This window comes from Geminicoccus sp. (assembly GCF_035556675.1).
Lineage (GTDB): Bacteria > Pseudomonadota > Alphaproteobacteria > Geminicoccales > Geminicoccaceae > Geminicoccus.
In genome coordinates, this window is record NZ_DATMFZ010000129.1 from 1 (window position 1) to 17909 (window position 17909).

Sequence of the window (17909 nt, forward strand, 5' to 3'; positions counted from 1 at the left end):
ATCAGGAAAACACCACACACCCAAACACCCGACGCGGGGTGGAGCAGCCCGGTAGCTCGTCAGGCTCATAACCTGAAGGTCAGAGGTTCAAATCCTCTCCCCGCATCCAAACATACCCACGCACATGCAGCCCCGCTGACCAAGCAGCGGGGCCGGTCGGCGTTGTTGGCACGGTGTAAGCAGCACCGGCTCAAGCTCGGGTCCGGCAGAAGATCGGGCTGGTCCAGCTCGACTGCCCGTTGGCCTGGCGCATGCGGAGGTAGACCGTCTCGCCGGTGACGAAGCCGGGTAGCGGTACAGCGCCCTGCCATTGCCACTGGTGCGGCCGTGGCAGGGGATGGAATCGGAAGGCGGGGCTGTCGATGCCGCCGAGGTTGCCGGACAGGGCGCCCTCCTGCAGCCGGGGTACGTCGATCTGCAGGTGCTGGCCGTCGAGCTCCGCCCGGATCGCCGCGTAGTCGGACAGGCGGACCCGCAGGGCTACGGCCTGCATGGCCGGCGTCATGTTGTTCGGGTTGGCGCGGGCCAGGATGGTGAAGGCGAGCGTGTGGCGGTTGGCGGCGATGCGGTCGGGTTCGCTGGCCTGGGCTTCGCCTTCGAGCGGGGAGACGATCTCCACACCGCGCAGGCGTGGCTCCACGGCCAGGATCTCGCCGCCCTGCAACGCCAGTCGGCCGGTCCAGCGATGGCTTTTGCCGCGGGCTCCCCAGCCGAGCTCCAGCACCAGGATGGTCTCAAGCCCTTCGGCGGATGGCGTGATCGGGGCCGGCTGGAGTTCGGGCGTGATCCGTGCGGCGAGGCGGCCGGAGCGGATCACGTCGATCGTGTCGATGAAGCTGCCGCCCACCGTCTCGATCCGCAGCTCGTGGTCGCCCGGCGGGAGGATGCCGCCCTGGATGGTGTCGCCCGCCGCCATGAACAGGTGACTGCAGTCGCCAGTGAGCGCGTTGGTGCGCCGGGACCACAGGCTGTCCCACAAGGCGGCGGCGGTGTTCTCGGGCGCGTAGAGGCAGGTGCGGCCATGGCCGTAGGAGCCGGGGTGGCCGCTATGGTGGTCGGTATTGCCGATTACGCCGAAGACGTGGCCGAGCGCTAGGCCGTGGCGCAGGGTGGAGCGGCCGTCGGAAGGGCCCATCGAGTGCAGGAATGGCCGCTCGGTCAGCGACGTTTCCGAGCAGCCATGCATGGAGATGATCTCGACCACCGGCGACAGGCGCGGATCGAGCGAAGCCCAGTTCACGCCGCGGGCACTCTGGCGGTAGCCGATATGGTGCGGGAAGGCCATCGCGGTGCCCGGGTAGCGGGCGGAGAGGCCGGCCAGCAGCTCCGCCGGGCTGTCGGCCAGCACCATCTCGCGGCTGGCCAGGTCCTTGTAGAGGATCGTGTAGTCGCCGTGCCGGAAGGAATGGATCTCGTAGCCGGGGAAGACCGTGAACGTCCCGTCCTGGTGGAAGCGGCGCAGCGTCGCGAAATGGCCGGGCCAGAGCCGGGCCAGCCGGGCGAAGCCTTCGACGTGGAAGGCCACGATATGGGCGACCTCCGGCTGGTCCACCGGCATGTCCGGCCAGTGGGCATGACCGGTGACCGAGACGAAGTCGAGCTGCTGCCGGGCGCGCGCCAGCGCGTCTTCCAGGCTGCCATGGCCATAGGACAGGCCGCAGTGATTGTGGATGTCGCCGTAGAACGGCCGCAGCCCGAACGAGGCGGCGAGTGGCGTCAGGCGGGCTGGCAGCCGGGCCTTCAGCATGGCGGGTGCCCTGGAAGGAGGGAACTGTCGAAGGTGACGGTCAGGCGGTGGGCGGCACCGGTCCTGCCGGCCAGGATCGGCCCGGGCCCGCTGGTGCCATCGGGCAGGCGCTGGCTGGTCACCGGTTCGATCCCGAGGATGCGCCGGTAGGGGCGCATGTCCTGCCAGATCTGCAGATGGTTCAGCCAAGTCGTCTCGAAGGCGAAGGTGGTGCGGAGGCCGGGCTGGTCCTCCTGCGCCGGCCGTTCCGCCTGCCAGCGACTGACCGGGGCGGCCATGGCATGGCAGGCGACCGAGGGCGGCGCTTCCTCGTCGATCTGCATGGCGCCCAGATCCTCTCCGCTGATGATCGTGCCTGCCTGGACCAGCGGGTAGCCGAGGTTGAAGTGGTAGAGCATGGCGAGCGCCTGCGGTGTCGGGCGCAGGTTCTCGACACGGTCGACGATGCGCAGCTCGTTGCCGCCAATGGGCGCCTCGATCCGGCGATGCAGCCGCAGGCTCGGGCCGTTATGGGTGGCTTCGGTGACTTCGCCTTCGCAGAACAGCACCGGCTCGTCGCGGTCCCAGTTCTCGCCATGGCTGAGCAGGCGCGCCGGGGTCAGCGGCAGGTGACCGTGCAGGGGCAGGCCGCCTGCGGGCTGGCGGACATGGGTCAGGCCGCAGGTGACGAGGAAGCCGGACAGGCTGCGCTCGAAGCCGCGCAGGCCGTCGGCTTCCTGGGCGTGAAGCCCGGCGGAGCGGAAGCCGTTCGGCCCCTGCCAAGCGAGCGGCGTGCCGCGCCACCAGAGCGGGCCGATATCCATGGAGCGGTCGGCCAGCACCCAGAAGTCCAGGCCGCCGCCGGTGGAGAAGGCCAGCGCCCGGACGTCCCGCTCCGGCCCGTCGTCCAGCACGATCCGGCGCACGGAAGCGAGCTGGCGGAGGTCGCCGACCCTGGCCGCTGCCTGCTCGCGTGTGCCGGACAGTATGGTCATGAGCCGGCGGCGGCCGGCGTCACGTCGATCCGGGTAAACGCTTCGGGCGGCGCCTGGTTGGCCTGCATCAGGTCCAGCATCAGCCGGGTCATCCGCGTCTCGGCCGCCTCGTCCTTGAGCGGGCGCTCCTGGCCGGGATCGGTCTGGAGGTCGTAGAGACGGGTGTCGTTCTCGATGAAGGCGCCCGGCCCGTAGACATTGTACATGGGCGATCGGTCGGTCACCGGGACCTTGAGCACGGGCGCGCCCTTAGTGAAGCCGAACGGCTCGGCGAGGCTGGCACCCTTCAGCTCCTCGGGCGTGAACGGCTCGAAGATATGGGTCGGCATCAGCGTGTACTGGTAGATTTCCTGGGTCGCGAGGTCGGCCGGGTAGCGGTGATAGGTGAAGCGGCCATCGGTGACGTTCACCGCCCCGCCGAAATAGCCGAACAGCGCCGCCTCGCGCAGGGCATGGTCGTTTGCCACCACCGGCAGCAGCGAATGGGCCTCCATCTCGGGGGCAGGGGCCACGCCGAAGAAGTCCAGGAAGGTGGGGGCGAGGTCGGTGGTCTGGGTCAGGGCCGTGCGGCGCGCACCTGCCGCCTCCGGCTTGCGCGGGTCGTGGATGAAGAGCGGGATGTGCACGATCTCCTCGTACATGTTCATCCGGTTCTTCGCCCAGAAATCGTGCTCGCCCAGCAGGAAGCCGTGGTCGGTGGTCACGACGAGCGCGGTGTCCTGCCACATGTCGTGCCGGTCGAACTCGTCGAGCAGCTGGCCCAGCAGGAAGTCGCACAAGGCGACCACGCTGTAATAGTTGGCGCGCAGCTCCTCGCATTCCTCGGGCAGCTCGTCGACCCGGCCATAGCGCGGCCAGTCGCGGATCGGCCCGTTCCAGCCGGTCCTGAACGCGTCCTTGAAGCGCTCGGGCGCATGGAACGGCTCGTGCGGGTCGAAGGTCTCGATCTGCAGCAGCCAGTTGTCGGCGTCGCGGTTGCGCTCCAGGAAGTCGAAGCCCGCGGCGAAGCACTGGACCGAAGGGAACTCGCTCTCGTCGCGGATGAACTCGCGATTGATGATGTTCTGCGAGAAATATTCGCGCCGTTCGGTGATGAACTGGCGCTCGTGGTACTTCTCGCGCAGCCGGTCCCAGTGCGGCTGGACCATCGCCTTCCAGGGATCGCCTTCCTGGCCGCGCACGAACTCGTAGGAATCGTAGCGGTTGTGGTAGGTGGCGCCGCCGTCTTCCCAGTAATGGAAATGGTCGGTGACCAGATGGCTGTAGACGCCGGCCTTGGCGAGCAGTTCGGGGAAGGAATTATCGAACGGCTCCAGCGGCCCCCAGGAGCGGTGCAGGAAGCTCAGGCGTCCGGTCTGCATGTCCCGCCTGGCCGGCATGCAGGGCAGGCTGCCGACATAATGCTTGTCGAAGGTGGCGCTGCGCTTCGCCAGCCGGTCGAAGTTCGGCGTCGGGATCCGGGTGCCGCCATAGGGCGAGAGCATGTGCCGGTTCAAGGAATCGAACAGGACGAAGACGACCTTCATGTTCCGACCTTCGTGGCTGGGCGCATCATTTCACGGCGCCGTTGGTCAGCCCGCGCACGATGAAGCGCTGGGCCACCAGGAGCAGGACGACCGCGGGGACGATGGAGAGCATCGCCGCTGCGGCCATCTCGGTGTAGGCGATGGTGTTTTCCTGGGCGTACTTGCCGATGGCGACCGGCACCGTGGCGGTTTCGCGCTGGGTGAGGGTCAGCGCCACGGCGAACTCGTTCCAGCTGAAGATGAAGGCGAGCACGCCGGCCGCGGCCAGGCCCGGCGCCACCAGCGGCACGATCACGCTCCACAGGATCCTGGGCGTCTTCGCCCCGTCGATCCGCGCCGCCTCCAGCAGTTCCTCGGGCACGTCGTTGACGAACACGCTCATCATCCAGAGCGCCATCGGCAGGTTCAGCGTGGTGTGGGCCAGCACCAGGCCCAGATAGGAATTGTCCAGGCCGAGCGGCCGGAACATCGAGTACCAGGCGCCGGCCAGCGTGATCGGCGGCACCATGTGGAACACGACCGCCCAGCCCAGCATGGAATGGCCGACCCAGCGGGGCCAGCGCATCCGGTTGAGCGAATAGGCGGCGAGCGTGGCCACCACCAGGACCAGGGCCGTGCTGAGCAGGCCCACCGTCAGGCTGTTGGCGAAGTTGCGGACATAGTCCGACGAGCGCGCCGTCAGCACCGCCTCGAAGTTCATCAGGACCGGCTGGAACAGGATCTGGCCCATGAGCAGCGAGATCTGCGTCTTGAAGGCGGCTGCGCCAATCCAGAGGAACGGGAACAGCACGATGATAGCCGCCAGCACCAGCAGCAGGTGGCGCAGCACCAATGCTGCCCGGCTGCTCCCGGCGCTGCGGCTCATCGCCCGGTCTCCCGGCGGCGCAGGAAGGAGGTGATCAGGATGATCAGCAGGGCGATGCCGAAGAAGGTGACGATAGACATGGCCGAGCCGTAGCCGGCGCGGTCCTCGGTGAAGAAGCGGCGATAGATCGAGAAGCTGATCACTTCAGTGGCTGTGCCCGGCCCGCCGCCGGTGAGCAGGTAGATCTCGTCGAACACCTTGAAGGCCAGGATCATCCGGAAGACGAAGGTCACCACCAGCGTCGGGATCATCAATGGCAGGGTGATGTGGACCAGGCGCTGCCAGCCATTGGCGCCGTCGATGGCGGCCGCCTCGTAGACGTCCTGCGGCAGGGCTTCCAGGCCGGCCAGCAGCAGGAGGAAGCAGAACGGCGTCCAGTGCCAGACATCCACCACGATCACCGAGGCCAGCGCCAGATGGCCCTGGCCCAGCCAGTCCTGCGGGCCGAAGCCGAACAGGCCGGTGATCGTGTTGATGACGCCGAAATCGAAGCTGTACATCAGCTTCCAGATCGCCCCGATCACGATGCCCGGGATCAGGATCGGCAGGAGGAAGATCGTCCGGTAGACGACCTTGCCGCGCACCACGGCACTGGTGAGCAGCGCCAGGCCGAAGCCCAGCACCATCTGCAGGCCGACCGCCACCACCGCGAAGATCAGCGTGTTCAGGATGCCGGCGTGGAACAGGCCATCGTCGAGCAGCCTCCGGAAGTTGGCGAGGCCGACGAAGCTCCAGCTGGCGGTCCGCTCGGCCCAGGTGACGTCGTGGAAGCTCAAGACCAGGAGGTTGAGCATCGGCAGCAGCGTCAGGCCGAGGAAGACCACGAGGGCCGGCGCCAGGGTGGCCGCGCGCCAGCCGCGCTCGCCGGGCAGCGCCGCCGTCCGCGTCGGGCCGGCGGCGGGACCGCGGGCCACTGCTCTGGTATCGGCGGCGGCCATCGGCTACTCGGGCAGCGGGTCGAGGCGCGGCGCGTCGTAGCCGGCCTTGGTCATGACGGCGGCGATCTCCTCGGCCATCCGGTTCAGCACCCGGGCCGGGGAGACCTCGCCCGAGATCGCCTGGTTGAATCCCAGCTCGGTGATCGCCAGGATCTCGGCCGATTCCGGGATCACGAAGGTGAGCTGCGCGGTCGGCAGCGCCTTGGCCAGCGCGCCCATCCAGCGATACTTCTCCTCCTTGGCCATGTCGGATTCCAGCACCGCGCGGCTCACCGGCGGCGAGCCAGCCTCGGCATAGGCCTTCTGCGCTGCCTCGGTCTGGAACCACTTCAGGAAGGCCAGCGCCGCCTTCTGCCGGTCGGCCGGGATGTTCTTCGGGATGCCGCCCAGCCAGTGCCCGAGCGGCGGGGTCGAGGGATGGCCTTCGGCATGGGGCGGCGGCGCGAAGCCGACCTTGTCCACCACGATCGACTGGTTCGGGTCGTCGAAGGTGGAGGCCGCCAGCACTGCCAGGATATGGCCGGCCTTGCCGGTCGCCATGTTCTGGATGACGTTGGCCTGGGACTGCCCGGCGGTCGACGGGTGGCCGGCCTCCTTGGCGAGCTTCAGATAGGTCTCGAGCCCGGCCAGCGTCTCGGGGCTGTTGATGGTGATGGTGAAGTCGCCGCTCTTCTGGTCGCGGAAGATGCCGCCGCCATGGCTGCCGATATAGGGCAGCATGTCGTAGGTGACGTCGAACGCGCCGCGGGCACCGCGCTGGACGATGCCGTACATGGCGGGCGGATCGTTCAGGGCCTTGGCGTTCTCCAGGAGCTGGTCCCAGGTCTCCGGGACGCTCAACCCCTTCTCCGCGTAGAGGTCGCTGCGATAGTGCAGGAGCGGGATGAACGGGTTGATCGGCACGGTCAGCAGCACGCCGTTCTGTGCGTCCGGCAGCTTGGTCTCCGCATTCCAGTAGACCGAATCATCGAACGTGTAGATGTTGGGGTCGAGCTTGAAGTCCGGGTCGATCTCCTTCAGCGGCTGGAGGAAGCCGCCGGCATACATCTCGACGAAGAACCCGGCATTGATGACCAGGAGGTCGAACGGGCTCTCGGCGGCCCGCACCGCGGAGCGCTGCTTTTCCAGGCTGCCGGCGAACGGGTTCACGTCGAGCTCGACCGAGTTGCCGGTCTCCTCCTCGTAGAGTTCCACCGTCTTCTGGAAGCCGGCGAACCAGGGCGACTGGTTGATCACGATGGTGATCGGCGCCTCGTCCGCGGCCCAGCCCGGACCCGCTGCGACGAGCAGTGCGGGGATCGCCACCGTCGCCGCCATGCTCCAGCGCCGCAGACGCGCTCCGATCGAGTCCATCTGGTTCATCGTGCCTCCCCCTTTCGGGCTGATGCCGCCCATGACGAATCCTGTCATGGCGCCGCCATTCCTACCAAACACTTCGGGGACGCCTGCAATTCAGAAAAGCTATCGCTGCGCCGTCAGTTGCTCGGCCGTTCGCGGCAGACCTCGCGCAGGGCGGCCATAATCGCCTGCGCTTCCGGCGAGAGCCAAGCATTGCGGCGGGTCCAGATCCCGGCGGCGCGCTCGGCGGTGAGAAGGTCGATGTCGAGGACCGCCAAGCCGCGCCCCGGCGGCGTTTCCAGCGTTTCTCGGTTGGTATAGCTGAGCGCGTCGGTCTCGCGCACCATCGCCAGGAGGAAGGTCATCGAGTCCGCTTCGACCGTCGCTTCCGGCGGCGCCAGGTTGTGCGCGACGAACAGGGCCTCCAGCCGGCGGCGGGCGCGTGTCACCCGCACCACCGGCAGGACCCAGGGAAAGCGCAGGGTCTCCTCCAACCCGGGCCGCTCCAGCCGGGTCAGCGGGTGGCCGGCACGGCAGAACACCACCAGCCGGTCGCTGGTCAGCTTCTCCAGCGCCAGGTCGCCTGCTGCGTCCTCCTGCGGCAGCTCGGCCACCACGAAATCCAGGTCGCCCTGGCGCAGGGCCCGCATCAGCGCCGCGTCGAACCCGCCGGTGACGCGCAGCCGGATGTTCGGATTGGCCGCCATGGCGCGGGCCGCGGCGGTGGGCAGGTGGCTGCGCTGCCAGGCCGGCCCGGCGCCCACGTTGACCGGCGCGCCCGCCCCGTTCTTCAGGCTTTCCAGCTCGCCCAGCGCGTCGCCCACCTGCACCTGCATCGCCAGGGCATGGCGCACCAGGCGGCGGCCGAACTCGGTCAGTTCCATGCCGCGCGGCAGGCGCTGGAACAAAGGCACGCCCAGCTCCCGTTCCAGCAGCTTGATGCTCTTGGTGAGGGTGGGCTGGGTGACGTGCAGTTCGGCCGCGGCGAGCGTCATGTTGCGGCGCTCGGCGATCTTCAGGAAATAGTTGAGCTGGCGGAGGTCCATCGGCGCGCGTTGCTCCTGCCAGCCCGGAGCCGCTCAGATGCCCGACCGCGCGGTTCCCGCCGGACGATGGCCGGCATGGCGCTTCAGGCGGAAGGCCAGCACCAGCAGCGTTATCCCGAACACGATGGCATAGGCGCCGAGCCACCAGGCCAGCACGATCGCGCCCACCATCGGGCTGATCGCCAGGAGGATGCCGTAGAGCAGGGAGGCGATGCCGCCCAGGACCAGCCAGCCGCGCCCATGGCTGGTCTTCAGCTTGACGGCGGAGACCAGCATGGTGACGCCGGAGATCAGCGCCCAGGCGGCGATCAGCAGCACGAAGGCGAAGACGGTGATGCCGGGCCAGACAAAGGCGACGATGCCGATCACCACCCCGGCGATGCCGTGAATGAGCAGGAGGCCCCAGCGCTCGCCGGCGCGGGCACCCCGGATCGCGGCGACGATCTCGAAGATGCCATCCACCAGGCTGAAGGCGGCGAAGATCAGCACCAGCGACAAGATGGTCGCCCCCGGCAGCACGAAGGCCAGGATGCCGAACAGGACGGCCAGCGCGCCGCGCAGGGCGAGTGCCCACCAGTTCTGCGCCAGGATGGCGTTCATCGCCTCGTGGCGGTCCTGCATCGAAGGAGCGAGAGGGTTCATGATCGGCCCCGTCGGGATGGGTGGCCGGATGCTGCGCGCCCGGTGGCTTCTTCTGTATCGCCTCCGCCAGTGCCTGGGAACGTCCGCCCCGTCAGGCCGGATGGTGGCGGCGGACCTCGGTGACGAAGGCCTCGACCCGGGCGGGATCCACCTGGTTCCACCAGACGCCATCATGCTTCAGGCTGGACCCGACGATCGCCCCGTCCAGCTCCGCCATCAGTGCCGCGGCATTGTCCTTCGCGATGCCGCTGCCGGCGATCACCGGCAGGCGGGTGCCGGCGCGCACCGCGGCGATCTCCTCGGGCGGTACCGTGTCCCCGGTACGGTTGCCGGTCGCGATCGCCACGTCGGCATCATAGAACTCGGTATCGCGGGCCAGTTCCGCCACGCCCCGGTCGCCCACGATCGCATGGGCGCCGTGCTTGACGTGGACGTCGGCGAAGATCGCCACGTCGTCTGCCCCGATCATCCGCCGGAAGCGCAGCGCCCGGCCGCTCTCGCCCTCGACCAGCCCCTCGTTGGCGACATAGGCGTTGACCCACTGGTTGACCCGGATGAACCGGGCATCCGTCGCCTTGGCGATCGCCAGCGCGCCGATGGCGCTGTTGGCCAGCAGATTGATGCCGTAGGGCAGGTCGACCGCTTCGGCCACCGCCTTCACCAGCACGCTCATCGCCGCCACGATCTCCGGCCCGATCTCGCCTGGCGGCAGGAACGGGATGTCGCCATGGTTCTCGAGCATCAGGCCGTTCATGCCGCCCGCGGCATAGGCTCTCGCATCCTCGACCGCCCGCTTCACGATGGCCGCCATCGGCTCGCCCCGGTAGCGTGGCGTGCCGGGCAAGGGCGCGCAGTGGACATTGCCGATCAGGGGCTTGCTGACCCTGAAGATGGCGGCGAGCGGCGAGGGGCGGGCAGGGGCGATGGCCACGGGCAATCCAGTCGAAAACGGGAGTCAGAGATCGGTCGAGACGAGCCGGGACATGACGTGGGCCAGGCGCGCCGCCCGGTCGTCCGGCGTCGGCCGGACCGTGCGCAGGGCGCCGCAGGCCTCGACCACGTAGGAGGCGGCGACCGTGCCCATGGCGGCGCAGACCTCCGGCGGCCGGCCCTCGGCCAGGCCCGCCAGGAAGCCGCCGCAATAGGAATCACCGGCACCGGTCGTGTCCACCACCCGGGCCGGGAAGGCCGGTATCTGCACCAGCCGGCGCTCGCCCGGCACGCAGACGAACGAGCCGCGCTCGCCCAGCTTCACCGCGATCGTGCAGCCATGCTCCGTCGCCTGCGCCCGCACCCAGGCTTCCAGGTCGTCCGGCCGCCAGATCCGCAGGATTTCCGCTTCGCTCGGCAGGAACGCGCTCAGGTGATGGAGGAAGCTAAGGTCCCGATAGAGGCTGGCGTCGATATAGCCGTCGGAAAGCAGGTCGAGCGTCACGACCGGGCGCCCCGGCAGGCCAGCCAGGTGGACTGCGTTGGCGAGCGAGCTGGTCGGGCCCTGGGGGGCGATGTGGAATCCCTGGGCGTTCGCGTAGAAGTCCGGCAGCGTCCCCCGACCCTCGTCCATCTCGGCGGCGGTCGAGGAGGAGAGCTTCGGGACCTGCTGCTTGTCGCGGTCGTTCTCGTGCAGCAGCCAGAGCTGCAGGCCGTTGCCGTCGATCGTCTCGATGCCGCGGCTGTCGAGCCCGAAGCCCTCGATGTCGGCGCGGACCAGGTCCAGGTGGCGCCGGCCGGTCACCGAGTGGACCCCCACCGAATCGTTCCAGATCCGGGCACCCACCGCCGAGTAGAGGGCGCCGCCGCCCAGCACGTCGCGCTGGACGGTGTCCCCCTGGACGATGTCGTCGATGGTCAGCCAGCCGATCGTGACGAGCTTGGTCATGCGGTGCGCCCGAACAGGTCGGCGCAGCGCTCGCGATAGATGGGGGCGATCGCCGAATAATAGATCAACGCCTTGGACAGGCTGACCAGGTCGTGCAGGTTCGCCCGCGGCTCGCCCTTGTCCAGGTGCCGGTTGAAGCCGGCAAAGCCCAGCAGCAGGATGTTCGGCGTCTTCAGGAGCACGCTGACGTCGTCGCTGCGCGACGTGTAGGCGTTGTTCGACTCCTGGACGGGCACGCCCAGTTCCGCCAGGAGGCCGATCATGTCCTGCGCCAGGGCGTAGAGGTGCGGCGGCGTCACCGCCCCGCGCGCCAAGCTGGAGAACTCCGCCAGCACGGCACCCTGGCCCAGCCGCGTGCTGTTCTCGACCCCGCCGCGCGTGTCCGCGTGGGGATCGCCACCGGCCTGCTGCACGTCGGCGATGATCGCCAGGTCCGGTGTCGGCAGGATGTTCACCAGGCGCGAGCCGCCCCGGCCCATCACCTGGCTGCCGCTGCCATGCGGCCCCTCCTCCTCGTCGGGGAAGGCCAGCATCGCCTCTATCCCGGCTTCGGCCATGACGGGGGCCGCCACGGCGAGCGCCGCGACCGCGCCGGCATTGTCGACATGGCCGACGAAATTGCCTTGGTCGTCCGTCTCCCGGCACGGGGCCGACATCACGACCCGGTCGCCGATCCGGATCGGGACGGACGGATCGTTGGGCTCGAAGAAGGACTGCCCGCCCTCGGTGACCAGGCGGCCCGCGACGGACGGGCGGTAGCGGTTGGACGCCAGGTCGTAGCGGACCACCTCGGCCGGACGCTCGCCTTCCTCGATCAGGTGGTAGCAGAACGGCACCAGCGGGTAGCGGTCGCCGGCCTTCGGCTGGATCAGGTAGCTGATCGTGTCGAGATGGGCGAAGTACCAGAGCGGCTTGGCCGGCTCGGCGCTGCCGGTGAGGATCACCGTGCTGCCGGTCTTCTCGTAATCCTCGCGCAGGTGCAGCCGCGTGCGCTCGACCTGGTCGTCGGCGAGCAGGCGCTTGAGCACCGGCGTGCGCAGGGCGGCTGCCGCCGTGGACGGTGCCGGCATGTTGGCGAGCGCGAAGGTGTAGCGGCGCACCCGTTCCAGGGTGACATGCGCGTCCACCGCCGGCCGCAGGGCCTCCAGCACCGGCAGGATCCGCTTTCGGACATCCATGGGCAGGCTCCTCAGGTCCGGTTGGCGCGGCTCATGCCGAACACCGCGACCACGATCAGGGCGCCCTTGACCAGCTGCTGCACGAACGGGTCGACCCCGTTCAGGTTCAGCGTGTTGGCGAGCACCCCGATGATCAGCGTGCCGATGAAGGTGCCCCAGACGGAGCCCTTCCCGCCGAACAGCGACGTGCCGCCCACCACCACTGCGGCGATTGCATCGAGCTCATAGCCCTGGCCTGCGATCGGCGTGCCGATGCCGAGCTGGGAAGAATAGACCACGCCTGCCAGCGCCGCCAATCCGCCGGAGATGACATAGACCACGGTCTTGTAGAGCCGCACCGGCACGCCCGACATCCGGGCGGCCTCCTCGTTGGAGCCGATCCCGTAGACCGAGCGGCCGAACGGGGTCATGCCCAGCACGAAGGCGCTGACGAGCAGCGTCGCGATGAGCACGAGCGCCGGGATCGGGATGCCCAGGAAGTAGCCGTTGCCGAAATTGTAGAAGGTCTCGTCCAGGATCGGGATCGGCGTGCCGCCGGTATAGATGAAGGCCAGGCCGCGCGCGAAGGACAGCATGCCGAGCGTCATGATGAAGGCGGGGATGCCGGCATAGGCGACACCGATGCCGTTGACGAGGCCGGCCCCCGCCCCTGCCAGCATGCCGAGCGTGATTGCCACCGGCAGGCCCCAGCTCTCCAGCAGCCCGGCATAGAGCACCACCGACAGGCCCAGGATCGAGCCGATCGACAGGTCGATCCCGGCCGTCAGGATCACGAAGGTCATGCCCATCGCGAGGATGCCGACAATCGCGATCTGGCGCAGTACGTTCAGGAGGTTCGGCACGGTCAGGAACCGGTCCGACAGGAGCGAGGCGATCACGATCAAGACGACGAGCGCGATCAGGCCGCCCAGCCTGCCGGCGCCGACTCGGCGCAGCATCGCGCCGTAGCCAGGATGGGTAGCTTCATGCGGCAAGGGCTGCGGACCTCATGATGGTTTCCTCGCTCGCTTCTTCACGGCTGAGCGTCGTGGCGACGCGCCCGCGGCGGAGCACGACGATCCGGTCGGACAGGCGCAGGACCTCCTCCATCTCCGAGGAGATCAGGACGATCGCCACGCCGCGCGCCACCAACTGCTCGATGAGCGCGTAGATTTCCTGCTTGGCGCCGATGTCGACGCCGCGGGTCGGCTCGTCGACGATCAGCACCTTTGGCTCCACCGCCAGCGCCCGGCCGATCAGCACCTTCTGCTGGTTGCCGCCGCTCAGATAGCGGATCTCGGTGCCCATCCCGGCCGAGCGCACGTCCAGCTTGCCGATCATGTCGCGGACATAAGCGCGTTCCCTGACCAGGTTCAGCACGCCCAGGCGCGTGAACCGGCCGAGGCTGGAGATGGTCGCGTTCTCGCGCACCGGCCGGTTGGGCAGAAGGCCCTGCGCCTTGCGGTCCTCGGTCAGGTAGCTGATGCCCAGGCGCGCCGCCGTGCCGGGATCGTCGATGCGCACGTCCTGGCCGTGCAGCCGGATCGTCCCGGCACTCGGGCGGGCGAGGCCCACGATGGCACGCGCCACCTCGGTCCGCCCGGCGCCGACCAGCCCGGCCAGGCCCACGATCTCGCCCTCGTGCACCGCGAAGGAGACGTCCTCGAACTCGCCGCGCCGGGACAGGCCCCGCAATTCCAGCGCCGGCTTGCCGGAACGGCGCGCCTGGCGGGCGTGGGCCGGGAAGTCCCGGCCGATCATCCGGGCGACCAGCCATTCCTGGTCGATCTCGCCGATCGGCGCCTCGCCGGTCTTCCTGCCGTCGCGCAGCACCGTGACCCGGTCGCAGATCCGGAACACCTCCTCCAGGTGATGGGAGATGAACACGATGCCCAGGCCCTGGGCTTTCAGGCGGGCGACCAGAGCGAACAGGGTGGCAACCCGCTTCTCGTCGAGCACGGCGGTGGGCTCGTCCAGCACCAGCACCCTGGCCTGGAGCGAGATCGCCTTGGCGATCTCGACCATCTGCTGCTGGGCGATGCTGAGCCGCCCGACCGGCACGGACGGGTCGATTTCGATCGACAGGCTCTCCAGGAGCTCCTTCGCCCGCCGGCGCATCTCGCCATGGTCGACCGTGCCGAAGCGGGTGGTCGGGAAATGGCCGAGGAAGATGTTCTCCTCGGCCGACAGATGCGGGGCCAGCGACAGTTCCTGCTGGATCACCACGATGCCGCGGGCCAGCGCGTCGCGCGGCGAGCGCAGGCGGGCGGGCTCGCCGTCGATCAGCAACTCGCCGCGGTCCGGCTGGTAGACGCCGCCCAGCACCTTGATGAGCGTCGACTTGCCGGCACCGTTCTCGCCCACCAGCGCCTGGACCTCGCCGGCATGCACCGCGAAGTCCAGGTCGGACAGGACGGTATTGCCGGAGAAACTCTTGCCCAGGCCCCGGACGGCGAGAAGCGGCGTCACCGGCGGCTCGTTCGCTTTCAGTGGCAAGGATCCGGCGTCGGCTCGAAGTCGCCCCAGCCGCGACCGATCCACTCGTCGGCATTGGCGGCGGTCACCACCGGCGAATCCGGCAGCACCAGGGTCTTGCCGGGCTCGGCATAGTCCTGGGCATCCGGGATCTCCTTGCCGGTGAGGGTGTAGAGCACCGCGCGCAGGCCGATGTCGCCGATGAACGGCGTGTAGTTGCCGTCTGCGCCGAACGTGCCCGCCTTGACCGACTTGAACCCGGCATTGGAGCCGTCGAACGTGTAGTGCTTGATCCCGTCCCCGCAGCGGTTCGCCCGCGCGATCGCGAGCTGCGCACCCCAGGACGACTCCTCGGCATGGGAGAACACCGCGTCGATCTCCGGATAGGCGGTCAGCCAGTCCTCCATCAGCTTCACCGCAGGCTCGCGGATCCACTGGCCGTCGCCGGTCACCAGCACCTCGATGTCCGGATGGCCCTCCAGCACGTTCTCCATGCCCTTGTTGCGATCCACCGCCGGCGAGGAGCCCTGCAGGCCGGTAATCACCACGATCTTGCCCTTGCCGCCCAGGTCGTCGGCCATCTTCTTGGCGACACCCTCGGCCATGGTGATGTTGCTCTGGCCGATGAACAGGGTCTTGTCGGTCGGCACGTCGCGGTCGAGCACGACCAGCGGCAGGCCCTCGTTCATGACCGCGCGCGCCGCCGGCACCAGGGCCGCCGATTCCACCGGGCTCATGATCACCGCGTCGACGCCGCGGGCGATCAGGTCGCGCACGTCGTTGTTCTGCTTGGCGACGTCGACATTGCCGTCCAGCACGACCAGCGCGACGTTGGGGTGCCGACAGGCCTCGGCCTGCAGCGATTCCAGCATCGAGACGCGCCAGGGATGGTTGAACCCGGTCTGCGAGAAGCCGATCGTGAGCGGCTTCTCCTCGCCATCGATGGCGACCGGACCGGCATCGAGCGGGAGAATGTCGGTGAATGGCAGCTTCTCGTAGCGCGCCGCCAGCTCGTCGCAGGTCGCGTTGGTGATCGGCAGCCGCTCCTGGGCCATGCCGGCCGCAAGCGGCAGGGCTACCAGCGCCGTGGTCAAGAGGCCGACAGACTTCAGCATGGGCATTCTCCCCCGCGGAACGGGCGGTGTTAGGTGTGAGGGCTCTGCACCGCCTTTTTTGTCAGGCTAGTAACGCTAGTGGTGCTGTCAACGCACGATTCACAGCGCGGGAAGAAATCGAGCGAATCCCGCGCAATCTGCGTAAACAGCAGGATCATTGCTGCGCCCTTGAGCGGCCGTTGCCGGAAATCTGCGCATGATTCGATGCGACCAGATTAACAGTTGTAAGAAGAGTCACAGCCTCTAACCATGCCGTCGGACCGTCACGGCAGGCAGCGCAATGACTCTCGGCAAGCAGCAGCGGATCGCCTTCCTCATGGAGCAGGTGACGCGGCAGGGCATGATCGGCCTGCGCGAGGTCAGCGCGCGCCTGGGAGTGTCGGAGATGACGGTCCGGCGCGACGTGGCCGCGGCGGACGGACGGCTGTCGATCCTGGGCGGCCATATCCTGCCCGAGCGGGTGGCCATGCCGGCAGGCGGGCAGGGCCCGGCCCAGGAGGACCGGCGGGCAGTCAAGATCCGCGCCTGCGAATGGGCGTGCAGCCTGATCGAGCCGGACGATACGCTGTTCGTGGACTGCGGCTCGACCCTGGCCCACCTGGCCCGGCGCCTCCCCCAGGACCAGCGGCTGACCGTGGTCTGCTACTCGCTGGACGTGGCCGAGGCGGTGGCGCGGCGTCCCGGCATCCGCATGGTGCTGATGGGCGGCCTCTACCATGCCGATTCCGGCTCGTTCGAGGGTGACAGCGGCCTCGCCACCCTGCGCTCGGTCCGGCTGAACAAGGCGTTCATCTCGGCGGGCGGCATCCATCCGAGCCGCGGCGTGAGCTGCACCAACTTTCACGAGGTGCTGGCCAAGCGGGCGGCCATGGAGAACGCGCTGGTCTCCTATCTGGTGGCCGACAGCAGCAAGTTCGGCCGGCTCACCCCGGCCTATTTCGCCGACCTGCGGAGCTTCGCCGCGATCGTCACCGAGACCGGGATCGCACCGCCACCCAGGCCCGAGGGCGGCTGAGGCCTTCGATCATATCAGACAAGACTGTTGCGATCCCATCTCCGCCTGTTACATGCGGGGCCAGATAACAAAGGCCCAAGTCGGGGAGGCTGGGGTGCGGGGCGAGATGCGTCGGGAAGCGCTGCTCCAGTATCTGCGCGTGCGCGAGCATGCCACGGTCGACGAGCTGGTGGGGCAGATGCGTGTCAGCAAGATGACGGTGCATCGCGACCTGGACCGGCTCGCCGAGCAGCGGCTGGTCCGCAAGATCCGCGGCGGGGCCACGCTGGCCACCAGCATCGTGTTCGAGGGCGACTATGCCTATCGCGAGCAGCAGAACCGCCTGGAGAAGGCGGCGCTGGCCCAGCGCATGGCCGAGATGGTCGAGCCCGGCATGGCGATCGTGCTCGACGATTCCTCGACCGCGGCCAGCATCATCCCGTTCCTCGACCACAAGCGTCCACTCACCGTCATCACCAACGGGCTGAAGGTGATCGAGAGCTTCCGCCGCGCCGACGAGATCACCCTGATCTGCCTGGGCGGCCGCTACGATCCGGTGGCCCAGGCCTTTTTCGGCCTGGTGTGCGAGGCGGCGGTGGCGCGGCTGCGCGCCGATCTCGCGATCTTCTCGACCTCGGCGGTGCGCGGCACCAGCGCCTACCTGCACGACCCGGACATCATCCGCGCCAAGCTCGCCATGAAGGTGGCCGCGGAACGCTCGGTGATCGCGTTCGACCGCTCCAAGGTCGGCCGCTCGGCGCTCAACCTGTTCGCGCCGCTGCGCGAATTCGATTCGGTCCTGGTCACCGAAGGGCTGGCGCCCGAAATCGACCAGGCATTGCGAAGGGATGGCGTGCGTCTGGAACTGGTCGCGGCCGGTGTCGGGCACTGAACCATGGCTTGATCAAGGGAGGCAGGAACAATGACGAAGACGACTAGGACGACCTGGCTGGGCAGCGCCGCGGTGGCGCTGGCGATGGCCGGCCTGAGCGGCCCGGCGGGTGCCGCCGAGACGCTGACCTTCATCTGGCATGCCGGCACCTGTGCCGATGCCGTGGTCAACATCGCCAAGGACTATCCGGACAAGAACGTCTCGATCGTCCCGGCCCTGGTCCCCTACGGGCCGGAATGGCACAACAAGATCGCGTCCGAGTTCGCGATCAAGGGCGACGGGTTCGACTTCGCCATGTGGGACAGCCAGTCGACCGCGGAG

17 protein-coding genes and 1 tRNA gene are annotated in these 17909 nt (G+C 68.5%); 4 read left to right on the forward strand and 14 right to left on the reverse strand.

Annotated elements, in window-relative coordinates; all coding sequences use genetic code 11:
- The first annotated feature begins 32 nt into the window (after window positions 1–32).
- Window positions 33–109: transfer RNA gene (locus VNS22_RS10240), tRNA-Met, on the forward strand.
- An 81-nt stretch (window positions 110–190) separates the two neighbouring features.
- On the opposite strand, the gene VNS22_RS10245 is transcribed toward VNS22_RS10240, so the two are convergent.
- The 14 genes from VNS22_RS10245 to VNS22_RS10310 all read right to left on the reverse strand — a co-directional run bounded on the left by VNS22_RS10245 (window position 191) and on the right by VNS22_RS10310 (window position 15702).
- A complete protein-coding gene (locus VNS22_RS10245; RefSeq protein ID WP_325732046.1) occupies window positions 191–1747 on the reverse strand; it encodes a hypothetical protein in 1557 nt (518 codons plus the stop codon).
- Window positions 1741–2721, reverse strand: a complete 981-nt coding sequence (locus VNS22_RS10250; protein ID WP_325732048.1) for a DUF4432 family protein — start codon at window positions 2719–2721, stop codon at window positions 1741–1743. The genes VNS22_RS10245 and VNS22_RS10250 overlap by 7 nt, the downstream gene beginning before the upstream one ends.
- A complete protein-coding gene (locus tag VNS22_RS10255; protein ID WP_325732050.1) occupies window positions 2718–4247 on the reverse strand; it encodes a sulfatase in 1530 nt (509 codons plus the stop codon). Before VNS22_RS10255 ends, VNS22_RS10250 begins: the two co-directional genes overlap by 4 nt.
- Window positions 4248–4272: 25 nt before the next feature.
- The gene (locus VNS22_RS10260; protein ID WP_325732052.1) at window positions 4273–5112 is read right to left on the reverse strand and encodes a carbohydrate ABC transporter permease; all 840 of its coding nucleotides are present in this window, start codon (window positions 5110–5112) and stop codon (window positions 4273–4275) included.
- Complete coding sequence (locus VNS22_RS10265) at window positions 5109–6050, reverse strand: sugar ABC transporter permease (RefSeq protein WP_325732053.1); 942 nt, start codon at window positions 6048–6050, stop codon at window positions 5109–5111. The genes VNS22_RS10260 and VNS22_RS10265 overlap by 4 nt, the downstream gene beginning before the upstream one ends.
- 3 nt (window positions 6051–6053) lie before the next feature.
- Window positions 6054–7412 (reverse strand): extracellular solute-binding protein, encoded by a 1359-nt coding sequence (locus VNS22_RS10270; protein WP_325732057.1) that lies wholly within the window; start codon window positions 7410–7412, stop codon window positions 6054–6056.
- Between the two features lie 113 nt (window positions 7413–7525).
- A complete protein-coding gene (locus VNS22_RS10275; protein WP_325732059.1) occupies window positions 7526–8434 on the reverse strand; it encodes a LysR family transcriptional regulator in 909 nt (302 codons plus the stop codon).
- A 33-nt stretch (window positions 8435–8467) separates the two neighbouring features.
- On the reverse strand, window positions 8468–9076 hold the full coding sequence (locus VNS22_RS10280) for an HdeD family acid-resistance protein (protein ID WP_325732061.1): 609 nt from the start codon (window positions 9074–9076) through the stop codon (window positions 8468–8470).
- A gap of 91 nt (window positions 9077–9167) precedes the next feature.
- Window positions 9168–10007 carry a BtpA/SgcQ family protein gene (locus tag VNS22_RS10285; protein WP_325732063.1) on the reverse strand — a complete coding sequence of 280 codons (840 nt, stop codon included), beginning with the start codon at window positions 10005–10007 and terminating at the stop codon, window positions 9168–9170.
- A 24-nt stretch (window positions 10008–10031) separates the two neighbouring features.
- Window positions 10032–10955, reverse strand: a complete 924-nt coding sequence (locus VNS22_RS10290; protein ID WP_325732065.1) for a carbohydrate kinase family protein — start codon at window positions 10953–10955, stop codon at window positions 10032–10034.
- Window positions 10952–12133 (reverse strand): hypothetical protein, encoded by a 1182-nt coding sequence (locus VNS22_RS10295; RefSeq protein ID WP_325732067.1) that lies wholly within the window; start codon window positions 12131–12133, stop codon window positions 10952–10954. Before VNS22_RS10295 ends, VNS22_RS10290 begins: the two co-directional genes overlap by 4 nt.
- Before the next feature lie 11 nt (window positions 12134–12144).
- Complete coding sequence (locus tag VNS22_RS10300) at window positions 12145–13071, reverse strand: ABC transporter permease (RefSeq protein WP_325732069.1); 927 nt, start codon at window positions 13069–13071, stop codon at window positions 12145–12147.
- A 25-nt stretch (window positions 13072–13096) separates the two neighbouring features.
- Window positions 13097–14581 carry a sugar ABC transporter ATP-binding protein gene (locus VNS22_RS10305; protein WP_325732070.1) on the reverse strand — a complete coding sequence of 495 codons (1485 nt, stop codon included), beginning with the start codon at window positions 14579–14581 and terminating at the stop codon, window positions 13097–13099.
- Between the two features lie 17 nt (window positions 14582–14598).
- Entirely contained in the window at window positions 14599–15702 is a 1104-nt protein-coding gene (locus tag VNS22_RS10310) for a substrate-binding domain-containing protein (RefSeq protein ID WP_325732071.1), read from the reverse strand.
- A 280-nt stretch (window positions 15703–15982) separates the two neighbouring features.
- Here VNS22_RS10310 and VNS22_RS10315 point away from each other — a divergent pair, with 280 nt between their 5' ends.
- From VNS22_RS10315 to VNS22_RS10325, 3 genes are all read left to right on the forward strand, one after another.
- Complete coding sequence (locus tag VNS22_RS10315; protein WP_325732073.1) at window positions 15983–16717, forward strand: DeoR/GlpR family DNA-binding transcription regulator; 735 nt, start codon at window positions 15983–15985, stop codon at window positions 16715–16717.
- 94 nt (window positions 16718–16811) lie between these two features.
- The gene (locus VNS22_RS10320) at window positions 16812–17588 is read left to right on the forward strand and encodes a DeoR/GlpR family DNA-binding transcription regulator (protein ID WP_325732075.1); all 777 of its coding nucleotides are present in this window, start codon (window positions 16812–16814) and stop codon (window positions 17586–17588) included.
- A gap of 30 nt (window positions 17589–17618) precedes the next feature.
- Window positions 17619–17909 (forward strand): hypothetical protein (locus VNS22_RS10325; RefSeq protein WP_325732077.1); only part of this gene is annotated, 291 nt, incomplete at its 3' end.